The sequence below is a fragment of the Saccharopolyspora terrae genome (assembly GCF_004348435.1).
GTDB classification, from domain to species: domain Bacteria; phylum Actinomycetota; class Actinomycetes; order Mycobacteriales; family Pseudonocardiaceae; genus Saccharopolyspora; species Saccharopolyspora endophytica.
In genome coordinates, this window is record NZ_SMKS01000092.1 from 1 (window position 1) to 18452 (window position 18452).

The following is an 18452-nucleotide window of genomic DNA, read 5'->3' on the forward strand; positions in this document are numbered from 1 at the left end:
TGTCGGTGGCGATGGCGGGGAGGGTCCGCCCGGTCCCATTCCGAACCCGGTAGCTAAGCTCCCCAGCGCTGATGGTACTGCACTCGCTAGGGTGTGGGAGAGTAAGACACCGCCGACACAATCCTTAGATGGGGTGGGCAGGAGAAGAAATTCTTCTGCCCACCCCATTTTTCATGCCCGAAAAACCCCGCGGATACCTGATTCGGAATCCACCGGCGGAGACCACGCCTTTTTGGCGCGAGTTCGTTGTTGAGGAAGTGGACCCGCCGCCCGTAACCTCGTGCCATGAGCGGTGTTCGGATCTTGGTCGTGCAGCCGTCGCCTGTTGACCCTCTGGGGCGTCTCGGTGACTGGTTGAGGGATGCTGGCGCCGAGCTGGAGGTCGTGCAGCCCGCGGAACGCGCTCTGCCGAGCCTCGACGATTACGACGCGCTCGTCGTTCTCGGCGGCGAGATGGGCGCGTACGACGACATCGACCACCCGTGGTTGTCGGACGTCCGCCAGATGCTCAGCGGTGCGGTGGCCAAGCGGCTGCCGGTGCTCGCGATCTGCCTCGGCGCGCAGCTCCTGGCGGCGGCGTCCGGTGGTCAGGTGCGGCCCATTCGGAAGGGCCCGGAGGTCGGCACTCTTCTGGTGGCCAAGCGCGATGTCGCCGCCGAGGATCCGCTGCTCGGTCCGCTTCCGCTGACGCCGGACGTCGTGCAGTTCCACAACGACGAGTTCAGCCTGCCGCCCTCGGCGCAGCTGCTGGCCTCGTCTCCGAAGTGCGACAACCAGGCGTTCCGCCTCGGAGACTGCGCCTACGGCTTGCAGTTCCACATCGAGACGACGCCGGAAGTCGTGCTGGAATGGGCTCGGAACTCGCCGGAGATGGCGGCCACCGCGCGTGCCGGCCAGCTCGACCCCGAACATCTCGTGGAGTTCCACGCCGATCTCGCTGAAACCTGGCAGCCCGTCGCCGAGCGATTCGTTCGCATCGTCGGCACGCCACCGGAAGAGCGGAAGGCGAGCAGGTTCCTCCCTCTCGCGTGACCTCGTGCAGGCGGCTCCACACAGGGGCCCGCTGCCCACTACGGTTCGGATATGGCCAACAGCAACTCGTCCAGGTCTGGTTCGGTCCCGTCGACGGCCCGGTACGGGTTCAGCGACGCCGAACGAGCCGAGGACCAGTTGAGGCGGGCCGGGTGGTGGTCGGCGCGCGGTCCTGGTGAGGCCGAACCGATTCTGGCCGCGCTGTCGCGCACCCCTGACCCGGATCTGGCGTTGCACTCGCTGGAGCGGATGCGGGAATCGTCCCCCGACGAGTGGGACGCGCTCGCCACGGCGCTGGCGCAGGACGTGGGACTTCGAGGACGGCTGTTCAGCGTGCTGGGCGAGTCCACGGCCTTCGCCGATCACCTCGCCGCTCACCCGGGTGACTGGGTCCGGCTGGCCTCGGATGCGACCCCGCCGGAAACGGTCCAGGAGTGGACCGCCGCGCTGCTGGCCGCTGTGGGCGCCGAAGGGGACGGGGAGCCGGGAACCGCGGGCGGACCCGTCGCCAAGCTCCAAGGCCAGGAGGCGGTCCGCGAGCTGCGCGCGACCTACCGGGCGCTGCTGCTGGACGTCGCCGCTCGCGACCTGGGCAACATCGCCGAGCCAGGACTCCCACCGGTGTCCTACGACGAGGTCGCGGACATGCTCTCGGACCTGGCGGTCGCGGCGCTCAAGGCGGCCCTCGCGGTGGCGGTCGCCGAGGCCGGGATCACCGAGGTGCCGCGGCTGTCGGTCATCGCGATGGGCAAGTGCGGCAGCCGCGAGCTGAACTACGTCAGCGATGTCGACGTCGTGTTCGTCGCCGACAGCGAAGCCGATGTCGCGGTCGGTACTCGCTTGGCGAGCCTGATGATGCGCATCGTGGGGCCGGCGTTCTTCGAGATCGACGCGAACCTCCGCCCGGAGGGCAAGGCGGGTGCGCTGGTCCGCACCCTCGACGGGCATCTCAGCTACTACCGGCGCTGGGCCAGGACCTGGGAGTTCCAGGCGTTGCTGAAGGCGCGGCCGGTCGCCGGTGACGCGGAGCTGGGGCTGCGGTACCTCCAGGCGGTGCGGCCGATGGTGTGGACGGCCGCCGAGCGCGATGACTTCGTGGCCGACGTGCGCTCGATGCGCAGGCGGGTCGAGGCCCACGTGCCGTTGGACCTGGCTGAGCGGGAGCTGAAGCTGGGGCGCGGGGGTCTGCGCGACGTGGAGTTCGCGGTGCAGCTGCTGCAGATGGTGCACGGCCGCAGCGACGAATCGTTGCGCTCTACGTCCACTCTGGAGGCGCTGCGATCGCTGGGCGACGGCGGTTACGTGGCCAGGGCCGACGCCGCCGACCTGATCGACTCCTACCGGTTCCTGCGGACCGTGGAGCACCGGTTGCAGCTGCGCCAGCTGCGGCGCACCCACCTGTTCCCGGAGTTCGACGACGCGGACGCGCTGGGCGTGCTGGGGCGAGCGGTCGGGTTCCGTTCCAGCGGCCGCAACACGGCCGCGCAGGCGCTGGTGGCCGAGTTCCGCAGGCATGCCAAGCGGGTCAGGCGACTGCACGAGAAGCTGTTCTACCGCCCGCTGCTGGAGGCGGTGGCGAAGGTCCCGACCGAGGCGATGCGGTTGACGACCTCGGCCGCCGCCGAACGGCTCGCCGCGCTGGGCTACACCTCACCGCAGGGGGCGTTGCGGCACATCGGCGCGTTGACCTCGGGTGTCTCGCGCCGGGCGAGCATCCAGGGCGCGCTGCTGCCGGTGCTGCTGGACCTGCTGGGAAACACGCCCGATCCCGATGGCGGTCTGCTCGCCTACCGCAAGGTTTCCGAGGCGCTCGCCGAAACTCCCTGGTACCTGCGGCTGTTGCGGGACGAGGGAGTGGTGGCCGAGCGGCTCGCTCAGCTGCTGGGCACGTCGAAGCTGGTGCCGGAGCTGCTGATCCGCGCTCCGGAGGTGCTGCGGCTGCTGGCCGACACACCGGCGCTGGCGGAGCGCGGTTCCCACGAGGCCGCGATCTCGCTGCGCAGCACGGTCGGTCGTTACGCGGATCCGCAGCGGGCGGCGGCCGCCGCGCGTTCGCTGCGCAGGCACGAGTTGCTGCGCATAGCCTGCGCGGACCTGCTGGGGCTGGTGGAGCTCGACACGGTGTGCCGGGCGTTGTCGAACATCTGGGTCGCGGTGCTGGAGTCGGCGCTGGACGTGTCGGTCCGGGACACCGCGTCGAAGTGGGACGGCGAGATCCCCGCGAGGATCGCGGTGATCGGGATGGGCAGGCTCGGCGGCGCGGAGCTCGGTTACGGCTCGGACGCCGACGTTCTGTTCGTGTGCGAGCCGATCGGCCAGGCCGATGAGGCCACGGCGTTGAAGTTCGCGGGCACCGTGGTGGAGCGGGTGCGCGCGTTGCTGGGCGCTCCGAGCCAGGACCCGCCGCTGGAGGTCGACATCGACCTGCGGCCGGAGGGCAAGCAGGGACCTCTGGTGCGCACGCTGGACTCCTACCTGTCCTACTACCGGCGGTGGGGCGAGGCGTGGGAGTACCAGGCGCTGCTGCGGGCCCGCGCGGTGGCCGGTGACCCGGACCTGGGGGAGCGGTTCTGCCGCGCCATCGACCCGATCCGCTACCCCGAGGGCGGTCTCGACGAGACCAAGGTGCGGGAGATCCGGCGGATCAAGGCTCGCGTGGACGCCGAGCGGCTGCCGCGCGGCGCGGACCCGGCGACGCACACCAAGCTCGGCCGGGGAGGGCTGGCCGACGTCGAGTGGACGGTGCAGCTGCTGCAGCTCCAGCACGCCCACGAGACACCGCCGCTGCGCACGACCTCGACGCTGGACGGCCTTCGCGCGGCGGCCGAGGCCGGGCTGCTCAGCGAGTCCGACGCGCAGGAGCTCATCGACGCGTGGATGCTGGCGACCCGTTTCCGCAACGCGGTCATGCTGGTCCGCGGCAAGCCGGGCGATCAGCTGCCCAAGCACGTGCAGGAGCGGGCCGCGGTGGCGGCTGCCCTGGGCTACTCGGCCGAGGTCGACACCGGCGAGGTCGTCGACGACTACCTGCGGGTCACCCGCCACGCCAGAACGGTCGTGGAGCGGATCTTCTACGAGGTATGACCACGACCAGGGTCGGGGGAGGACGACGGGCAGCTGGTGGGTTTCCCGTTCGGATTCCTCTCGGCTGATCGGCGCAGGTCGGCCACCTGCACCGAATTGTTCGAGACCATTTCGTTCGCCGGACGAACAGAGGTCCACGCGATCACCTCGCCGGAGAACAAGGGGTCCATCGAATTCCATCGGAGCATGGGCTTCCGCGTCCTCCGACGGTGATGGCGAAATCGATGGCATCCCCGTGAGCTGCAATGACAACGGGCGTGGTGGTGCTCGCGTCCGTTTCGCCCTCGAACTGGGTTAGACCAGGCGAACGCCGAAACCCGCCGGTCGGCGGTCGCTTCGGGGGTGAATGGATCCCTAACCTGATCAATGCACCGCGGTCTGGGGTAAGGGGACTGGAAAATGTCCGAGGACTTCGAGCTGCTCGTCGACCGACAGGCTTTATGCGGAAGCGCTCCGCTGTGGATGTCCGCCCAGAATTGCGTGTATTGGGTGGATCTGCTGCGCAGGGAATTGCACACCTTCTACCGCGATACCGGCGTCGACGAGGTCCGGGTGCTGCCGGGCAAGGTCACCGCGCTGGGGGCCACGCGGCAGGGGCAGCTCATCGCCGCGGCCAACGGCGGGTTCTCCCGGGTTCATCTGGGTCGTTCCGGGCTGGAGCCGGTGGTGCAGGTGCGCAACGGGGATCGAATGAGCATCGGTGGTTGCGATCCGGCGGGCCGGTTCGTGGCCTGCACCCTGACGCACGCGTCGGACCTGCGGGCCAGCGGTTGCTACGTCCTGGAGAGCAACCGGGCGCGGCTGCTGATCGACGGGCTGACCGGGCCGGGCGGGGTGGCGTGGAGCCCGGACGGCACCCGGATGTACGTGGTGGACGTGCGCACCATCTGGATCTACGACTACGACCCGCAGCGCGCCCGCGCGTACGCCGGCCGCAAGTGGGTGGTGTGCGCGGAGTCGGACGGCATTCCGGAGGGACTGGCGGTCGACTCGGAGGGCTGCGTGTGGGTGGCGATGCACTGGACGGGCCGGATACATCGCTACGCGCCTTCCGGCGACCTGGAGACGATCTTGTGGGCGCCGACGAGGCGCGTCAGCGGCCTGGCGTTCGGCGGTTCCCGCCTGGAGGAGCTCTACGTGACCTCGGCCTGCTTCGGCTACGACGAACCGGCCTTCAACGCCGACCCCTACGCGGGTTCCCTCCTGCGCTTCCGCCCCGGCGCGACGGGAACCCCGCTGCCTCCCTGGCAGGGGATCTGATCACTGATGTTGATCACCCAGTGCTAATAGCCGTTCGCATCGTCGCTGACCCGGGAAAGGAAGCGACCCCGCCGGTCCGGGGACCGGCGGGGCCGCTTTCAGCTGGTCATCGACTCACACGTCGAAGTACAGCGAGAACTCGTGCGGGTGCGGGCGGAGGCGGATCGGGTCGATCTCCTCTTCGCGCTTCAACCGGATCCAGGTCTCGATCAGGTCCGGGGTGAAGACGCCACCCTCGAGCAGGAAGTCGTGGTCGGCTTCCAGGTTGTCGATCGCCTCGGCCAGCGAGCTCGGGACGGTCGGCACGTTCTTGGCCTCTTCCGGCGGGAGCTCGTAGAGGTCCTTGTCGATCGGCTCGGCCGGCTCGATCTTGTTCTTGATGCCGTCCAGGCCCGCCATCATCATCGCGGCGAACGCCAGGTACGGGTTGCCGGACGGGTCCGGGCAGCGGAACTCGACGCGCTTGGCCTTCGGGTTCGAGCCGGTGATCGGGATGCGCATGCAGGCGGAGCGGTTCCGCTGCGAGTACACCAGGTTCACCGGAGCCTCGAAGCCCGGCACCAGGCGGTGGTAGGAGTTCACCGACGGGTTGGTGAAGGCCAGCAGCTTCGGGGCGTGGTGCAGGATGCCGCCGATGTAGTGGCGCGCCATGTCCGACAGGCCCGCGTAACCGGCCTCGTCGTAGAACAGCGGGTTGCCGTCCTTCCACAGCGACATGTGGCTGTGCATGCCCGAACCGTTGTCCTCGAACAACGGCTTCGGCATGAAGGTCACGGTCTTGCCGGCCTCCCACGCCGTGTTCTTGATGACGTACTTGAACAGCTGCAAGTCGTCCGCCGCGTGCAGCAGCGTGTTGAACTTGTAGTTGATCTCGGCCTGGCCGCCGGTGCCGACCTCGTGGTGGGCGCGCTCGATCTCGAAGCCCGAGCCCTGCAGCTGCACGACCATCTTGTCGCGCAGGTCGGCGAAGTGGTCGTACGGCGAGACGGGGAAGTAGCCGCCCTTCATCCGGGTCTTGTAACCCCGGTTGCCGCCCTCCTCGTCGCGACCGGTGTTCCACCAGCCCTCGATGGAGTCGACCTCGGCGAAGGTCTTGTTCGGGGCTTCCCCGAACTTGACCGAGTCGAAGATGTAGAACTCGGCCTCAGCACCGAAGAACGCGGTGTCGGCCACGCCGGACTCGGTCAGGTACTGCTCCGCCTTGCGCGCGATGTTGCGCGGGTCGCGGCTGTAGGGCTCCAACGTGAACGGGTCGTGCACGAAGAAGTTCAGGATCAGCGTCTTCTCGGTGCGGAACGGGTCCACGCGCGCCGTGTAGGGGTCCGGCAGCAGCAGCATGTCCGATTCGTGGATCGACTGGAAGCCGCGCACGGACGAACCGTCGAAAGCGAGACCGTTGGTGAACGAGTCCTCGTCGAACGCGCTGGCGGGCACCGTGAAGTGCTGCATGACGCCCGGCAGGTCGCAGAACCGGACATCGACGAACTTCACGTCCTCATCGGCGATGAAGCGGAGGACCTCGTCTGGATTCTTGAACAAGCTCGGTGGCTCCTTCACGCAGTCGTACAGCTCACCGGTGCCACGTAGATCTGGTCGCCGCCGGCTCGTCCATGACGGTATGTCACCGGTGTTGCCCCGGCGTCTCCTGAATGTTTCGCGGGCGTTAACGGCCACCTGAACGGGTGATGCCGGTTACAGATCGCGGTGGAATCCGATGCTCCGAGCGGGCTGCTGGAGCCGGTGCGTACCCTGGATGACGTGCGAAATGTCCTCGGCTCGTGGCTGGACGGCCCGAAGAGCGCAATGAACCAGGCGCGTGAACAGGCCGGCGAGAACCGGCCTGCGTTCCGCGGCGAGAAGCTCGGGCTGCCCGAATCCGGGCCCGGCTCGGCGGCGCCGCTGCGCAAGCGGCTGCTGGCCTTCGTGGTCGACCTGGTTCTCGCCGCGCTGATCACCGCCGCCTTCACCGCACCCGCCTACCCGGGCGACTGGAGCCTGGTGACCTGGCTGGTCATCACCGTGGTGCCGGTGTCGTTCTTCGGCGCGACCCCCGGCATGGCCCTGACCAAGATCTGGGTGGCGCGCGTCGACGCCCCCAAGATGGTCGGCCCGCTGCGCGCCGTGCTGCGCGGCCTGCTCACCGTCTTCATCATCCCGGCCGTGATCTGGAACTTCGACGGCCGCTCCTGGCACGACCGCATCAGCGGCACCATCGTCCTGCGCCGCTGATGACCAGCTACGACAACGGGCCCGTGGAAGCTTCCCCGGGCCCGTTGTCGTAGCTGGGTGTTACTTGGCGCGGCGCATCGCGCGCGACACGTTGCGCATCTTGGCGCCCTGCGGAACCGGGCCCTTGGGCATCGCGTTGCCGCGGCTGGCCAGAGCCGACAGGCGGTTCTCGATGTTGTCGATCTGGGCCGGGCCGATGTTGCGCGGCAGCTTCATGATCCGCTGCTGCAACTTCGGCAGCGGGACCTGGCCCTCCTCGTTGCCCACGATCATCTCGTAGATCGGGGTCTCGCCGACCAGGCGCGACACGCGCTTCTTCTCCTGCGAGACCAGGTTCTTGACCCTGCCCGGCGAGCCTTCGCCGACGAGCACGATGCCCGGCCGGCCGATGATCCGGTGCACCGCGTCGAGCTGCTGGGTGCCGGCCACCGCCTGGGAGACGACCCAGCGTCCCCGCAGGTTGTCCAGCGCCCAACCGGCGGCCCCGGGCTGCCCCTCCGCCTTTCGGAACACCGTCGCCTGCACCCGGCGGCCGAAGATGATCACGGCCGCGAGCAGGCCGAACGCGAGGCCCACGGGCAGGAACACCCAGTGCAGACCCCAGATCATGCCCAGCAGGAAGACCACGACGGTCACACCGAGGAACGCCCCGAGCATCAGCGGCAGGAGGAGCTTGTCCTCCCGGCGCTGCATCTTGAACGCCTCGAAGATCTGCTTGACGCGGCCTACCGAAGCCTGACGTCGCTGTTTGGCCGCCTCTTTCTTAGCGGCCTTGTCCTGCTTGGCCATGCCCTTCAGGATACGGCTCGCGCTGCTGGGGTTGTAGGCGCGTCCCTGGTGGCGTGATCGAGATGTGTTCCGATCAGGTGAAGTCAGCATCGGCGACACGTCAGGCAAGCGGCGGAGCCGCTTTCTCCTTGCACCACCTGAGCAGCTCGCACCGCCGGGGATTCTGAGCGGTGCTGTGGCGAGCACGCCTCGACGCCGTGTATTGGACATACATAAGTCGAGGCGCGCGGAGTCCACAGCGCCGCTCAGGTTCCCCTACCCGCGCCGCTGAGCAAACCGACCACGAAGTCAGGTTCGTCAGCGGTTGAGCAGGCTGCTGGCTTCTTGTGCTGCTGTGCCTGCTTCTGCGAGGTGGGCCATGTTGTCCGGGAGGGGCATGCCTCGGTGGACCGTGGCCTTGGCGAACAGGCGGCCTGCTCGGTAGCTGGAGCGGACCAGCGGACCGGCCATGACCCCCGGGAAGCCGATCTCCTCGGCGGCCTGGGTGTGCTCGACGAACTCCTCCGGCTTCACCCAGCGGTCCACCGGGTGGTGCCGCGGGCTCGGGCGCAGGTACTGGGTGATCGTGATGATGTCGCAGCCCGCGTCGTGCAGGTCCTGCAGCGCGGGGCGGACCTCGTCGGGGGTCTCGCCCATGCCGAGGATCAGGTTCGACTTGGTGACCAGGCCCGCTTCACGCGCCTTGGTGATCACCTCGAGCGACCGCTCGTAGCGGAAGCCGGGGCGGATCCGGCGGAACACGCTGGGCACGGTCTCCAGGTTGTGCGCGAGCACCTCCGGCCGGGAGCCGAAGACCTCTTCGAGCTGGTCGGGCTCGGCGTTGAAGTCCGGGATGAGCAGCTCCACGCCGGTGCCCGGGTTGAGGTCGTGGATCTGGCGGACGGTCTCGGCGTACAGCCAGGCCCCGCCGTCGTCCAGGTCGTCCCGGGCGACACCGGTGACCGTGGAGTAGCGCAGGCCCATGGCCTGCACCGACTCGGCGACCTTGCGCGGTTCGGAGGTGTCCAGCGCGGCAGGTTTACCGGTGTCGATCTGGCAGAAGTCGCAGCGACGGGTGCACTGGTCACCACCGATGAGGAAGGTGGCTTCGCGGTCTTCCCAGCACTCGAAGATGTTCGGGCAGCCCGCCTCCTCGCAGACGGTGTGCAAACCCTCGCGCTTGACGAGTCCCTTGAGCTCCTTGTACTCGGGACCCATCCGCGCGCGGGTCTTGATCCACGACGGCTTCTTCTCGATCGGAGTCTGGCTGTTGCGGGCCTCCAACCGCAGCAGCTTGCGACCCTCAGGCGCCACAGTCACGCGCCCAGGCTACGCCCTCCACCCCCGGTGTTGGTCAAGGGAGTCGGGCTGAGCTGGGAAGATTTCCGCAGGTGGTGATGGCTGTCACCCCGGACTCGGAAGCTGTGCGGAATGCTGCGAGCGCCGGTCCCGAACCGGGCATGGTGCACAGTCCGGGCCGACGTCGGGCGCTTCTACAGGCTCGGGATGAGCTTGCGGAGCGGACTCGGTCGATCGTCGCGCTTCGTGATCGGGGTCGCGCGCAGCAGTTGGACGAAGGTGCGGCCGATGCGAGCGACCTCGCGCGGCGGCTCGTGCTCGTCGGCGAGGCCGGCGGCGATCGCCAGCAGCCGGTGCTCGCGCTCGGTGGCCGCCGACAGGGCCGGGTTGGCGGAGTGGACGTCCAGCGCGGCGCGCAGGCCCGGGTTCGCGCCGGCGGTGCGGCGCCACGCCATGGTGACGGCCTTGACGCGGTCGTCGTGCGGCCCGTTCTCGGTGTCGATCAGCGCGACTTCGACGCGGCCGGTCAGCTGCTGCATCCACTTGTGGTGCAGCGCGGCGAGCAGCTCGTCGGTGTCGCGGAAGGGACTGGGCACGGTGTCGAAGGCTGCGGTGAGGTCTCGACGAGCGCTGTCGAGTACCTCGGCCAACGCCTGTTGCCTCTGGTGGAAGTCGTTCCAGCTCATGGCGCTCTCCAGGGGTCGGGGATACCCGAGGTGCAGCGACATACTCTCAGTATGTCGCGGGTCCACGGTAGCACGGCGTCGTACCGTCGGTATGTCATAGGCTTGTGAGCATGGCTACAGCACGTCCGCGGCGCGTCGAGTACTCCGAAGCCACCAGGCAGGCCTTGGTGGATTCGGCCGTGGACCTGTTCACCGAGCACGGCTACTCGCAGACCTCGCTCGAGGAGATCGCCAAGCGGGCGCGGGTCACCAAGGGCGCGCTGTACCACCACTTCGGCGGCAAGCAGGCGCTGTTCGAAGCCGCCTTCAGCGCGGTGGAGTCCGGTGTCGTGGCGCGGCTGTCGGAGGTCGTCTCGGATCCCGGCGACCCGTGGGAGGCCACCCGGTCCGGGCTGCGGGCGTTCCTGGAGGTCTGCTTGGAGCCCTCATACCAGCGCATCGTCGTGCAGGACGGGCCCGCGGTGATGGGCTGGGGCCGCTGGCGCGACGCCGAGGAGGCCTACACCTTCGGCGTGCTGCGCACCGTCGTGTCCAATCTGATCGCCTCCGGCGAGATCGGCGACGATCTGCCGGTGGACGCGCTGGCGCGGATCATGTTCGGCGCGCTGTCGGCCGGTGCGACCGCGATCGCCGCGTCCTCCTCGCCGATGCAGGAACGCGCCGACATCGCGGTGTGCGTCGAGCGGGTGCTCAGCGGTCTACGCGTGGGCTGACCGCCACGGCGCCCCGTGGTGAGGGCAACTAGCCTCGGTGATCGTGACAGAGAACTTCCAGTTGCGGATCTTCACCGAACCCCAGCAGGGCGCGAGCTACGACGACCTGCTGCGCGTCGCCAAGCACGCCGAGGACACCGGCTACGACGCGTTCTTCCGCTCCGACCACTACCTGAAGATGGGCGCGGTCACCGGCGAGCCCGGGCCGACCGACGCCTGGGTGACCCTGGGCGGCCTCGCGCGCGAGACCAGCAGGTTGCGGCTGGGCACCCTCATGACCGCCGGGACCTTCCGGCTGCCCGGCCCGCTGGCGATCACGGTCGCGCAGGTCGACCAGATGTCCGGCGGCCGCGTCGAGTTCGGTCTGGGCAGCGGCTGGTACGAGGAGGAGCACACCGCCTACGGCATCCCGTTCCCGTCGCTGAAGGAGCGGTTCGACCGCTACGCCGAACAGCTGGAGATCATCACCGGCCTGTGGGAGACGCCGGACGGTGAGTCGTACTCCTTCGACGGCGAGCACTACCAGCTCACCGACTCCCCGGCGCTGCCCAAGCCCGCTCAGCGGCCGTGCCCGCCGGTGCTGATCGGCGGTGCGGGCAAGAAGCGCACCCCGGCGCTGGCGGCCCGGTTCGCCGACGAGTTCAACCTGCCGTTCGTCGACGTCGAGACCGCCGCCGAGCAGTTCGAGCGCGTCGACGCCGCCTGCCAGACGATCGGCCGGGACAGCGGTGAGATCGTGCGGTCCGCGGCGATGGTGCTGTGCGTCGGCAAGGACGAGGGCGAGCTCGCCCGCCGCGCCGAATCCATCGGCCGCGAGGTCGCCGAGCTGCGCGACAACGGCCTGGCGGGCACGCCGGACGAGGTCGTCGACAAGATCGGCTCCTGGCGCGAGCGCACCGGCATCAGCCGTCTCTACCTGCAGGTCCTCGACCTCACCGACCTCGATCACCTCGACGTCGTCGCCGATCAGGTCGCCCCGCAGCTGTGACCCCACCGCGCGGGTGGCCGGCTCGCTCCGGTCACCCGCGACAGTCCACACCGCACGCTCGGGTTCCCCGCCCCCGGACGCGAACCTAGAGTCCCTGCCGGGGACCCGGTTCCACACCCTCGCCCACGATTTCAGTGGAAATCAGGCCCCGGGTTTCAGTGGAAGTTCGGTGCCGGGTTTCAGTGGAAATCGGGTTCCGGGGTTCAGCGGGCATTGCGGGAGGTCGTGTTGTCGCAGGTGGAAGCGGTCTCGTTGCAGCGGGAGCTCGACGCCGCGTTGCCCGGGAAGGTGCGGACCGACCGGACCGCCTGCGCGGCCTACGCCTCCGACGCGTCGATCTACCGGCGGGTGCCGCTGGCGATCGTCGAGCCGGAGGACGCCGCCGACGTCGCCCTGGTCGTGCGGGCGGCGGCCGATGCCGGGGTCGCGGTCACCGCGCGGGGCGGCGGGACGTCGGTGGCGGGCAACGCCATCGGATCCGGCGTGGTGCTGGACTTCTCACGGCGGATGGACCGGATCCTGGACATCGATCCGCAGGCCCGCACCGCGCGGGTGCAGCCGGGCGTCGTGCTCGACGACCTGCGCGCGGCAGCGGCGGTGCACGGGCTGACCTTCGCGCCCGACCCGTCCACCCACTCCCGCTGCACGATCGGCGGGATGATCGGCAACAACGCCTGCGGCGCGCACTCCGTCGTCTGGGGCACCACGGCCGACAACGTCGTCGAGCTGCGGATGATCCGCGCCGACGGCAGCCCGCTCACCGCCACCGCGACCGGCGGCGACGACCCGGAGCTGGACGCGCGACTGCGCGAGCTGGTGGGCGAGAACCTCGCGCTGCTGCGCACCGAGCTCGGCCGGTTCAGCCGGCAGGTCTCCGGTTACGGCCTCCAGCACCTGCTCCCGGAGCGGGGTTTCGACCTGGCCAAGGCCCTGGTCGGCAGCGAGAGCACCTGCGGGATCGTCACCGAGGCGACGGTCCGGCTCGTGCCGACGCCGACCGCTCGGGCGCTCGCGGTGATCGGCTTCCCGGACGTCTACCTGGCCGCGGAGGTCGCGCCGGAGCTCGCCGCGGCGGGAGCGATGACCGTCGAGGGGATGGGCGCCGACCTGCTCGCGGCGCTGCGGTCCCGGCCGGGCCGCGACAGCGCGGGCCAGGCGCTGCCGGAGGGTCATGCCTGGCTCTACTGCGAAGCCGGGGCGGACACGCCCGACGAAGCCGAGCGGAGGGCCGGTGAGCTCGCGCGGCTGGCGACGTCGCGGATCGCGGGGGCGCGCGCGGTGGTCGTGACCGATCCTGTCCGGAGCCGCGAGCTGTGGCGGATCCGGGAGTCCGGGGCGGGCATCGTCACGCGCCTGTCCGACGGCGGCGAGGCCTGGCCGGGATGGGAGGACTCCGCCGTCCCGCCCGAGAACCTGGCCGCCTACCTGCGGGATCTGTACGCGCTGCTGGATTCCCACGGCCTGCGCGGTGTTCCGTTCGGGCACTTCGGCGAAGGCTGCCTGCACCTGCGGGTCGACTTCCAGCTGGGCACCGAGGACGGTCTGGCCGCCTACCGGTCGTTCATCACCGAAGCCGCCCGCCTGGTCGCCTCCCACGGTGGCTCGGTGTCCGGGGAGCACGGCGACGGGCGGGCGCGCTCGGAACTGCTGCGGCACATGTACTCCCGCCGCGCGCGGGAGTGCTTCGCGGAGTTCAAGCGGATCTTCGATCCCCTCGGGGTCCTCAACCCCGAGGTCCTGGTGGATCCGGCGCCCATCGACGCCGGTGTGCGGCCCGGACCGGGACATCGCGCGCTGGAGGTCACCCCGGTGCACGCGTTCAGCCGCGACCGGGGTTCGTTCGCCGCCGCCGTCGACCGCTGCGTCGGCGTCGGTGCCTGCCGCAACCTCGACACCGGGAGCATGTGCCCGTCGTTCAAGGTGACCCGCGACGAGGTGCACTCGACGCGGGGGCGGGCCAGGGTGCTGGCCGAAATGCTGCGCGGGGAGTCCGTCGAGGGCGGGTGGCGGTCCGCCGAAGCGCTGGAGGCGCTCGACCTGTGCCTGTCCTGCAAGGCGTGCGCGAGCGACTGCCCGGTCAACGTCGACATGGCCACCTACAAGGCCGAGTTCCTGCACCACCACTACCGGGGCCGGCTGCGTCCGAGGGCGCACTACTCGATGGGTTGGCTGCCGGTGTGGACCCGGCTGATGTCGGCGGTGCCCGGTGCGGCCACCGCGGTGAACCGGGTGCTGGCCGTGCGGCCGGTGTCGCAGCTGGTCGCACGGCTGGGCGGGATCGAGCGGCGGCGGGAGATGATCCGCTTCGCACCCCGATCGCTGGCCCGGCGCCTGCGGCGGCGCGAACCTCGCGGCGGCGAGACCGTGGTGCTGTGGCCGGACACCTTCACCAACCACCTCAGCCCCGAGGTCGGCGAAGCGGCGGTGGAGGTGCTGGAGGCGCTGGGGTACCGGGTCGTGCTGCCGGAGGGATTCGTGTGCTGCGGCCTGACCTGGCACTCCACCGGTCAGCTGGGCACGGCCCGGAAGGTCCTGGCCCGCTCGCTGAAGGTCCTCGCGCCGCACCTGGCGGCCGGGCGCGCGGTGATCGGGCTCGAACCGTCCTGCACCGTGATGCTGCGCGACGAGGCCACCGAGCTGCTGCCCGACGACCCGCGCGCGACGCGACTGGCCGCTCAGACCAGGACGTTCGGCGAGTTCGTGGCCGCTCACGACGGTCCGCTGCCGTTCGGGCGGCTCGACGTCGAGGCCATCGCCCAGGTCCACTGCCACCAGGAGGCGAAGGGGAGCTGGGAACCGGACCGGGCACTGCTCGAACGCCTCGGCGTCGAACCCGACGTCATCTCCGCCGGATGCTGCGGTCTGGCGGGCAACTTCGGTTTCGAACCCGGGCACTGGGAGGTTTCCCGGGCGTGCGCGGAGCGCGAGCTCTACCCCAAGGTCCGCGAAGCCGGCGCGGACGCGCTCGTGCTTGCCGACGGCTTCTCCTGCCGCACCCAGATCGCCCAGGGGACTTCTCGCCGGGCGACCCACCTCGCCGAGGTGCTGCGGACGGCTCTCCGCAGCGGCTGACGGCGATCAGCGGAGCTGGTCGGCGACGGCGGAAGGCCGCCGCGAGCAGGACGAGCGCCGGATCAGCCGCGTGGAGCCAGGAGTGGAGTCGGTCGTGTCAGCGGAGGCTGGGGTCCAGCGCCAGGGTGACGCCCGCGGCGGCGGGCTGGTGGCGGGGGATGTTGCGCTCGGCGAGTTCCAGCCGGCCGTCCAGCGCGTCCTGCACCGCCTGCTCGACCAGCGGATACGCCTCGTCGACCGGGACGTCGCGACCGAGCTCGTCCGACAGCGAGGTGGTCCCCGCATCGGCGATGCCGCACGGCACGATGCGGTCGAACTCGCGCAGGTCGGCGTTGCAGTTGAGCTCCAGGCCGTGCATCGTCACGCCGCGCTGCACGCGGATGCCGATCGCGGCGATCTTGCGCTCCGGGCGTCCGTCGACCGCGGGCAGCCACACGCCGCTGCGGCCCTCCACCCGACCCGCGTCGAGGCCGAACTGGTCGCACACGTGGATAAGCGCCTGCTCCAGGCGGCGCACGTAGTCCACGACGTCGATCGGGTCGGACAGCTGCACGATCGGGTAGCCGACGATCTGGCCGGGGCCGTGCCAGGTGATCTTGCCGCCGCGGTCCACGTCGATGACCGGCGTGCCGTCCGACGGGCGGTCCTCCGGCTGCGTCCGCTTGCCCGCCGTGTAGACCGACGGATGCTCGAGCAGCAGCAGGGTGTCGGGGTTCTGGCCCTCGACGCGGCCGGTGGCCAGCTCGCGCTGCAGGTCCCAGGCGTCCAGGTAATCGATGGTTCCCAGGTGCCGCACGGCCATCGGCTCGGACGACTCGCGACACGAAGAATTGGCACGACTCACGGCGCCAGGCTACGCCTCCTGAACAGGGCGGCAGCCGAAGGTCGGTTACCTCCCGGTAGCCGCGGCCAGCGCCGCTCCGAGCGTCGGGTGCTGGAACGTGAAACCGTTGGCCTCCAACACCGTCGGCATCGCCCGCTGCCCGGTCAGCGCGGTGTCGGCGAGCTCGCCCAGGGCGATCCGCAGCGCGAAACCGGGCACGATCCACGGAGCCGGGCGGCCCAGCGCCTCGCCGAGGGCGCGGGTGAACTCGGCGTTGGTCACCGGGGCCGGGCCGGTGAGGTTCACCGGCCCCGAGACGTCCGGGTTCTCCAGCGCGAACCGGATCGCGGCGATCTCGTCGTCCAGCGAGATCCAGGGCATGTACTGGGTCCCCGAACCGAGCCTGCCGCCGAGCATCAGCGAGAACAGCGGCCGGAGCTGCCCGAGCAAACCGCCGGAGGGCGAGATCACCAGGCCGGTGCGCAGCAGCACCACCCGGGCACCGGCATCGGCGGCGGGAGCCGTCGCGGCTTCCCACCTGCGGCACAGCGAGGCCAGGAAGTCCGTGCCCGGCGGGGAGGTCTCGGTGGCCGGGTGCGAACCGGTGTCGCCGTAGAACCCGACCGCCGAAGCGTTGGCCAGGACGGGGACGCCTGCCGCGGCGACCGCCTTCGCGATGACCTCGGTGGAGCGCACCCTGGCCTGCAGCAGGTGGCGCTTGCGCTCCGGGCTCCAGCGCTTGTCGCCGATGCCCGGCCCGCTCAGGTTCACCACCGCGTCCGCGCCCTCCAGCGCCTCGGCGTCCAGCTTCCCGGCGGCGGGGTCCCAGCTCCGTTCGTCCGGAGCGGCGGGCGCGCGGCGGACCAGCCGCACCACCTCGTGCTCACCTTGGCGGAGCCCGGCCACCAATGACGTACCGATCAACCCTGACGATCCGGCGACGACGACGCGCATGCCCGGCATCGTCCCGCACCGGTGGGGCCCGCGCGAACCTTTCGGATGCGAAAGAAGCGACCGCCCACCGAAACCGGTGAGCGGCCGCTTCTTCGGAACTGCCTCAGAGGCCGAGGTCGGCCTCGAACGCTCCCTCTTCGAGACGCTGCTTGAGCGTGGTGAGGAAGCGGGCGGCGTCGGCGCCGTCGACCAGGCGGTGGTCGTAGGACAGCGCCAGGTAGACCATCGAGCGGATGGCGATCGTGTCGCCGCCGTTCTCGTCGGCCACCACGACCGGGCGCTTGACGACGGTGCCGGTGCCCAGCATGCCCACCTGCGGCGGGTTCAGGATCGGCGTGTCGAACAGCGCGCCCCGGCTACCGGTGTTGGTGATGGTGAAGGTGCCACCGGAGAGCTCGTCGGGCTTGATCTTGTTGTTGCGGGTCCGCGCCGCCAGGTCGGCGATCTTGCGGGCCAGCCCGCCGAGGTTGAGGTCCCCGGCGTCGTGGATCACCGGCGAGACCAGGCCGCGCTCGGTGTCCACCGCGATCGCGAGGTGCTCGGCGCCGTGGTAGGTCACCGAGGAGTTCTCCTCGTCGATCGAGGCGTTGAGCTTCGGGTGCAGCTTCAGCGCCTCGGCCGCGGCCTTGGCGAAGAACGGCAGGAACGAGAGCTTGACGCCCTCGGACGCCTCGAAGCTGCCCTTGGCGCGGTCGCGGAGCCGGGCGATCCGGGTGACGTCGACCTCGATCACCGTGGTCAGCTGGGCCGCGGTCTGCAGCGACTCGACCATGCGGCGGGCCAGCAGCTGCCGCAGGCGCGACATCTTCTGCGTGGTGCCGCGCAGCGCCTTGGCCTCGTCCGACGGCTCGACCGCGGTGACCGGGGCGGAGCTCGTCGCCGCGGCGGCCGGGGCGGCCGGAGCGGTCTGGGCCGGGGCCTGCTTGGCGTCGATCGCGGCCTGGACGTCCTGCTTGCGGATGCGACCGCCGACGCCGCTGCCCTTGATCGAGGTCAGGTCGATGCCGTGCTCGTTGGCCAGCTTGCGCACCAGCGGAGTCACGTACGGAGCGCCACCGTTGTTCGCCGCCGCCTCTTCCTCCTGGGCCGGAGCGGCCGGGGCCGCGGCGGGAGCGGCCGGAGCCGCGGGCGCCGGCGCGGCCGGAGCCGGAGCAGACTCGGCGGCCGGAGCAGCCGGGGGTTCCGGAGCGGGCTCGGGAGCGGGCTCGGGAGCCGGGGCGGCGGGCGCGGCGGCCCCGGCGGCGCCGATCACGGCCAGCTTGGCGCCGACCTCGACGGTGTCGTCCTCACCGGCGCTGATCTCCAGCAGCGTGCCGGCCACCGGCGACGGGATCTCGGTGTCGACCTTGTCGGTGGAGACCTCCAGCAGCGGCTCGTCGACCTCGACCGACTCGCCGATCTGCTTGAGCCACCGGGTGATCGTGCCTTCGGCGACGCTCTCGCCCAGGGCGGGCATGGTGACGTCGGTGCCCTGCCCACCACCGGCGGGGGCGGCCGGCGCGGCCGGGGCCGGAGCGGACTCGGCGGCCGGAGCGGCGGGGGCC

14 protein-coding genes and 1 rRNA gene are annotated in these 18452 nt (G+C 70.4%); 8 read left to right on the top strand and 7 right to left on the bottom strand.

Going from position 1 to position 18452, the window contains the following annotated elements; all coding sequences use genetic code 11:
* Window position 1: 1 nt before the first annotated feature.
* From rrf to E1181_RS29005, 4 genes are all read left to right on the top strand, one after another.
* Window positions 2-118: ribosomal RNA gene (gene rrf / locus E1181_RS28985) — 5S ribosomal RNA — on the top strand.
* A gap of 167 nt (window positions 119-285) precedes the next feature.
* Window positions 286-1032 (top strand): type 1 glutamine amidotransferase, encoded by a 747-nt coding sequence (locus E1181_RS28990; RefSeq protein ID WP_132679597.1) that lies wholly within the window; start codon window positions 286-288, stop codon window positions 1030-1032.
* A 51-nt stretch (window positions 1033-1083) separates the two neighbouring features.
* Window positions 1084-4116: a bifunctional [glutamine synthetase] adenylyltransferase/[glutamine synthetase]-adenylyl-L-tyrosine phosphorylase gene (locus tag E1181_RS28995; protein ID WP_132679598.1), complete on the top strand. Its 3033-nt coding sequence runs from the start codon at window positions 1084-1086 to the stop codon at window positions 4114-4116.
* Window positions 4117-4515: 399 nt separating this feature from the next.
* Window positions 4516-5376 (top strand): SMP-30/gluconolactonase/LRE family protein, encoded by an 861-nt coding sequence (locus E1181_RS29005; RefSeq protein ID WP_132679599.1) that lies wholly within the window; start codon window positions 4516-4518, stop codon window positions 5374-5376.
* Between the two features lie 114 nt (window positions 5377-5490).
* Here the strand turns inward: E1181_RS29005 and glnA are convergent, their stop codons facing one another.
* Window positions 5491-6915: a type I glutamate--ammonia ligase gene (gene glnA / locus E1181_RS29010; protein ID WP_132679600.1), complete on the bottom strand. Its 1425-nt coding sequence runs from the start codon at window positions 6913-6915 to the stop codon at window positions 5491-5493.
* Between the two features lie 219 nt (window positions 6916-7134).
* Between glnA and E1181_RS29015 the strand changes: the two genes are divergently transcribed.
* On the top strand, window positions 7135-7605 hold the full coding sequence (locus E1181_RS29015) for an RDD family protein (protein ID WP_132679601.1): 471 nt from the start codon (window positions 7135-7137) through the stop codon (window positions 7603-7605).
* Between the two features lie 60 nt (window positions 7606-7665).
* Here E1181_RS29015 and E1181_RS29020 read toward each other — a convergent pair whose 3' ends face one another.
* The 3 genes from E1181_RS29020 to E1181_RS29030 form a co-directional block, all read right to left on the bottom strand.
* Entirely contained in the window at window positions 7666-8394 is a 729-nt protein-coding gene (locus E1181_RS29020; RefSeq protein WP_132679602.1) for a DUF4191 domain-containing protein, read from the bottom strand.
* A 297-nt stretch (window positions 8395-8691) separates the two neighbouring features.
* Window positions 8692-9693: a lipoyl synthase gene (gene lipA, locus E1181_RS29025; protein ID WP_132679603.1), complete on the bottom strand. Its 1002-nt coding sequence runs from the start codon at window positions 9691-9693 to the stop codon at window positions 8692-8694.
* Between the two features lie 173 nt (window positions 9694-9866).
* Window positions 9867-10358 carry a hypothetical protein gene (locus tag E1181_RS29030; RefSeq protein ID WP_132679604.1) on the bottom strand — a complete coding sequence of 164 codons (492 nt, stop codon included), beginning with the start codon at window positions 10356-10358 and terminating at the stop codon, window positions 9867-9869.
* Window positions 10359-10468: 110 nt separating this feature from the next.
* Here E1181_RS29030 and E1181_RS29035 point away from each other — a divergent pair, with 110 nt between their 5' ends.
* The 3 genes from E1181_RS29035 to E1181_RS29045 all read left to right on the top strand — a co-directional run bounded on the left by E1181_RS29035 (window position 10469) and on the right by E1181_RS29045 (window position 15131).
* The gene (locus E1181_RS29035; RefSeq protein ID WP_132679605.1) at window positions 10469-11071 is read left to right on the top strand and encodes a TetR/AcrR family transcriptional regulator; all 603 of its coding nucleotides are present in this window, start codon (window positions 10469-10471) and stop codon (window positions 11069-11071) included.
* Between the two features lie 43 nt (window positions 11072-11114).
* Window positions 11115-12059, top strand: coding sequence for an LLM class F420-dependent oxidoreductase (locus tag E1181_RS29040; protein ID WP_132679606.1), 945 nt, complete (start codon window positions 11115-11117; stop codon window positions 12057-12059).
* Between the two features lie 237 nt (window positions 12060-12296).
* The gene (locus E1181_RS29045; RefSeq protein ID WP_207922366.1) at window positions 12297-15131 is read left to right on the top strand and encodes an FAD-binding and (Fe-S)-binding domain-containing protein; all 2835 of its coding nucleotides are present in this window, start codon (window positions 12297-12299) and stop codon (window positions 15129-15131) included.
* A 97-nt stretch (window positions 15132-15228) separates the two neighbouring features.
* Here E1181_RS29045 and lipB read toward each other — a convergent pair whose 3' ends face one another.
* The 3 genes from lipB to sucB form a co-directional block, all read right to left on the bottom strand.
* Window positions 15229-15975 carry a lipoyl(octanoyl) transferase LipB gene (gene lipB, locus E1181_RS29050; protein WP_132679607.1) on the bottom strand — a complete coding sequence of 249 codons (747 nt, stop codon included), beginning with the start codon at window positions 15973-15975 and terminating at the stop codon, window positions 15229-15231.
* Window positions 15976-16020: 45 nt separating this feature from the next.
* Complete coding sequence (locus E1181_RS29055; RefSeq protein WP_207922365.1) at window positions 16021-16908, bottom strand: TIGR01777 family oxidoreductase; 888 nt, start codon at window positions 16906-16908, stop codon at window positions 16021-16023.
* Between the two features lie 103 nt (window positions 16909-17011).
* Window positions 17012-18452: 2-oxoglutarate dehydrogenase, E2 component, dihydrolipoamide succinyltransferase (gene sucB / locus E1181_RS29060; protein ID WP_132679609.1), on the bottom strand; the 1441-nt coding region annotated here is incomplete at its 5' end.

Bases quoted from the DNA above. Each gene is read 5' to 3' on its own strand.
- E1181_RS29035 (WP_132679605.1), top strand. From the start codon at position 10,469: ATGGCTACAGCACGTCCGCGGCGCGTCGAGTACTCCGAAGCCACCAGG.
- E1181_RS28995 (WP_132679598.1), top strand. From the start codon at position 1,084: ATGGCCAACAGCAACTCGTCCAGGTCTGGTTCGGTCCCGTCGACGGCC.
- E1181_RS29030 (WP_132679604.1), bottom strand. From the start codon at position 10,358: ATGAGCTGGAACGACTTCCACCAGAGGCAACAGGCGTTGGCCGAGGTA.
- E1181_RS29055 (WP_207922365.1), bottom strand. From the start codon at position 16,908: ATGCGCGTCGTCGTCGCCGGATCGTCAGGGTTGATCGGTACGTCATTG.
- E1181_RS29005 (WP_132679599.1), top strand. From the start codon at position 4,516: ATGTCCGAGGACTTCGAGCTGCTCGTCGACCGACAGGCTTTATGCGGA.
- E1181_RS28990 (WP_132679597.1), top strand. From the start codon at position 286: ATGAGCGGTGTTCGGATCTTGGTCGTGCAGCCGTCGCCTGTTGACCCT.
- E1181_RS29020 (WP_132679602.1), bottom strand. From the start codon at position 8,394: ATGGCCAAGCAGGACAAGGCCGCTAAGAAAGAGGCGGCCAAACAGCGA.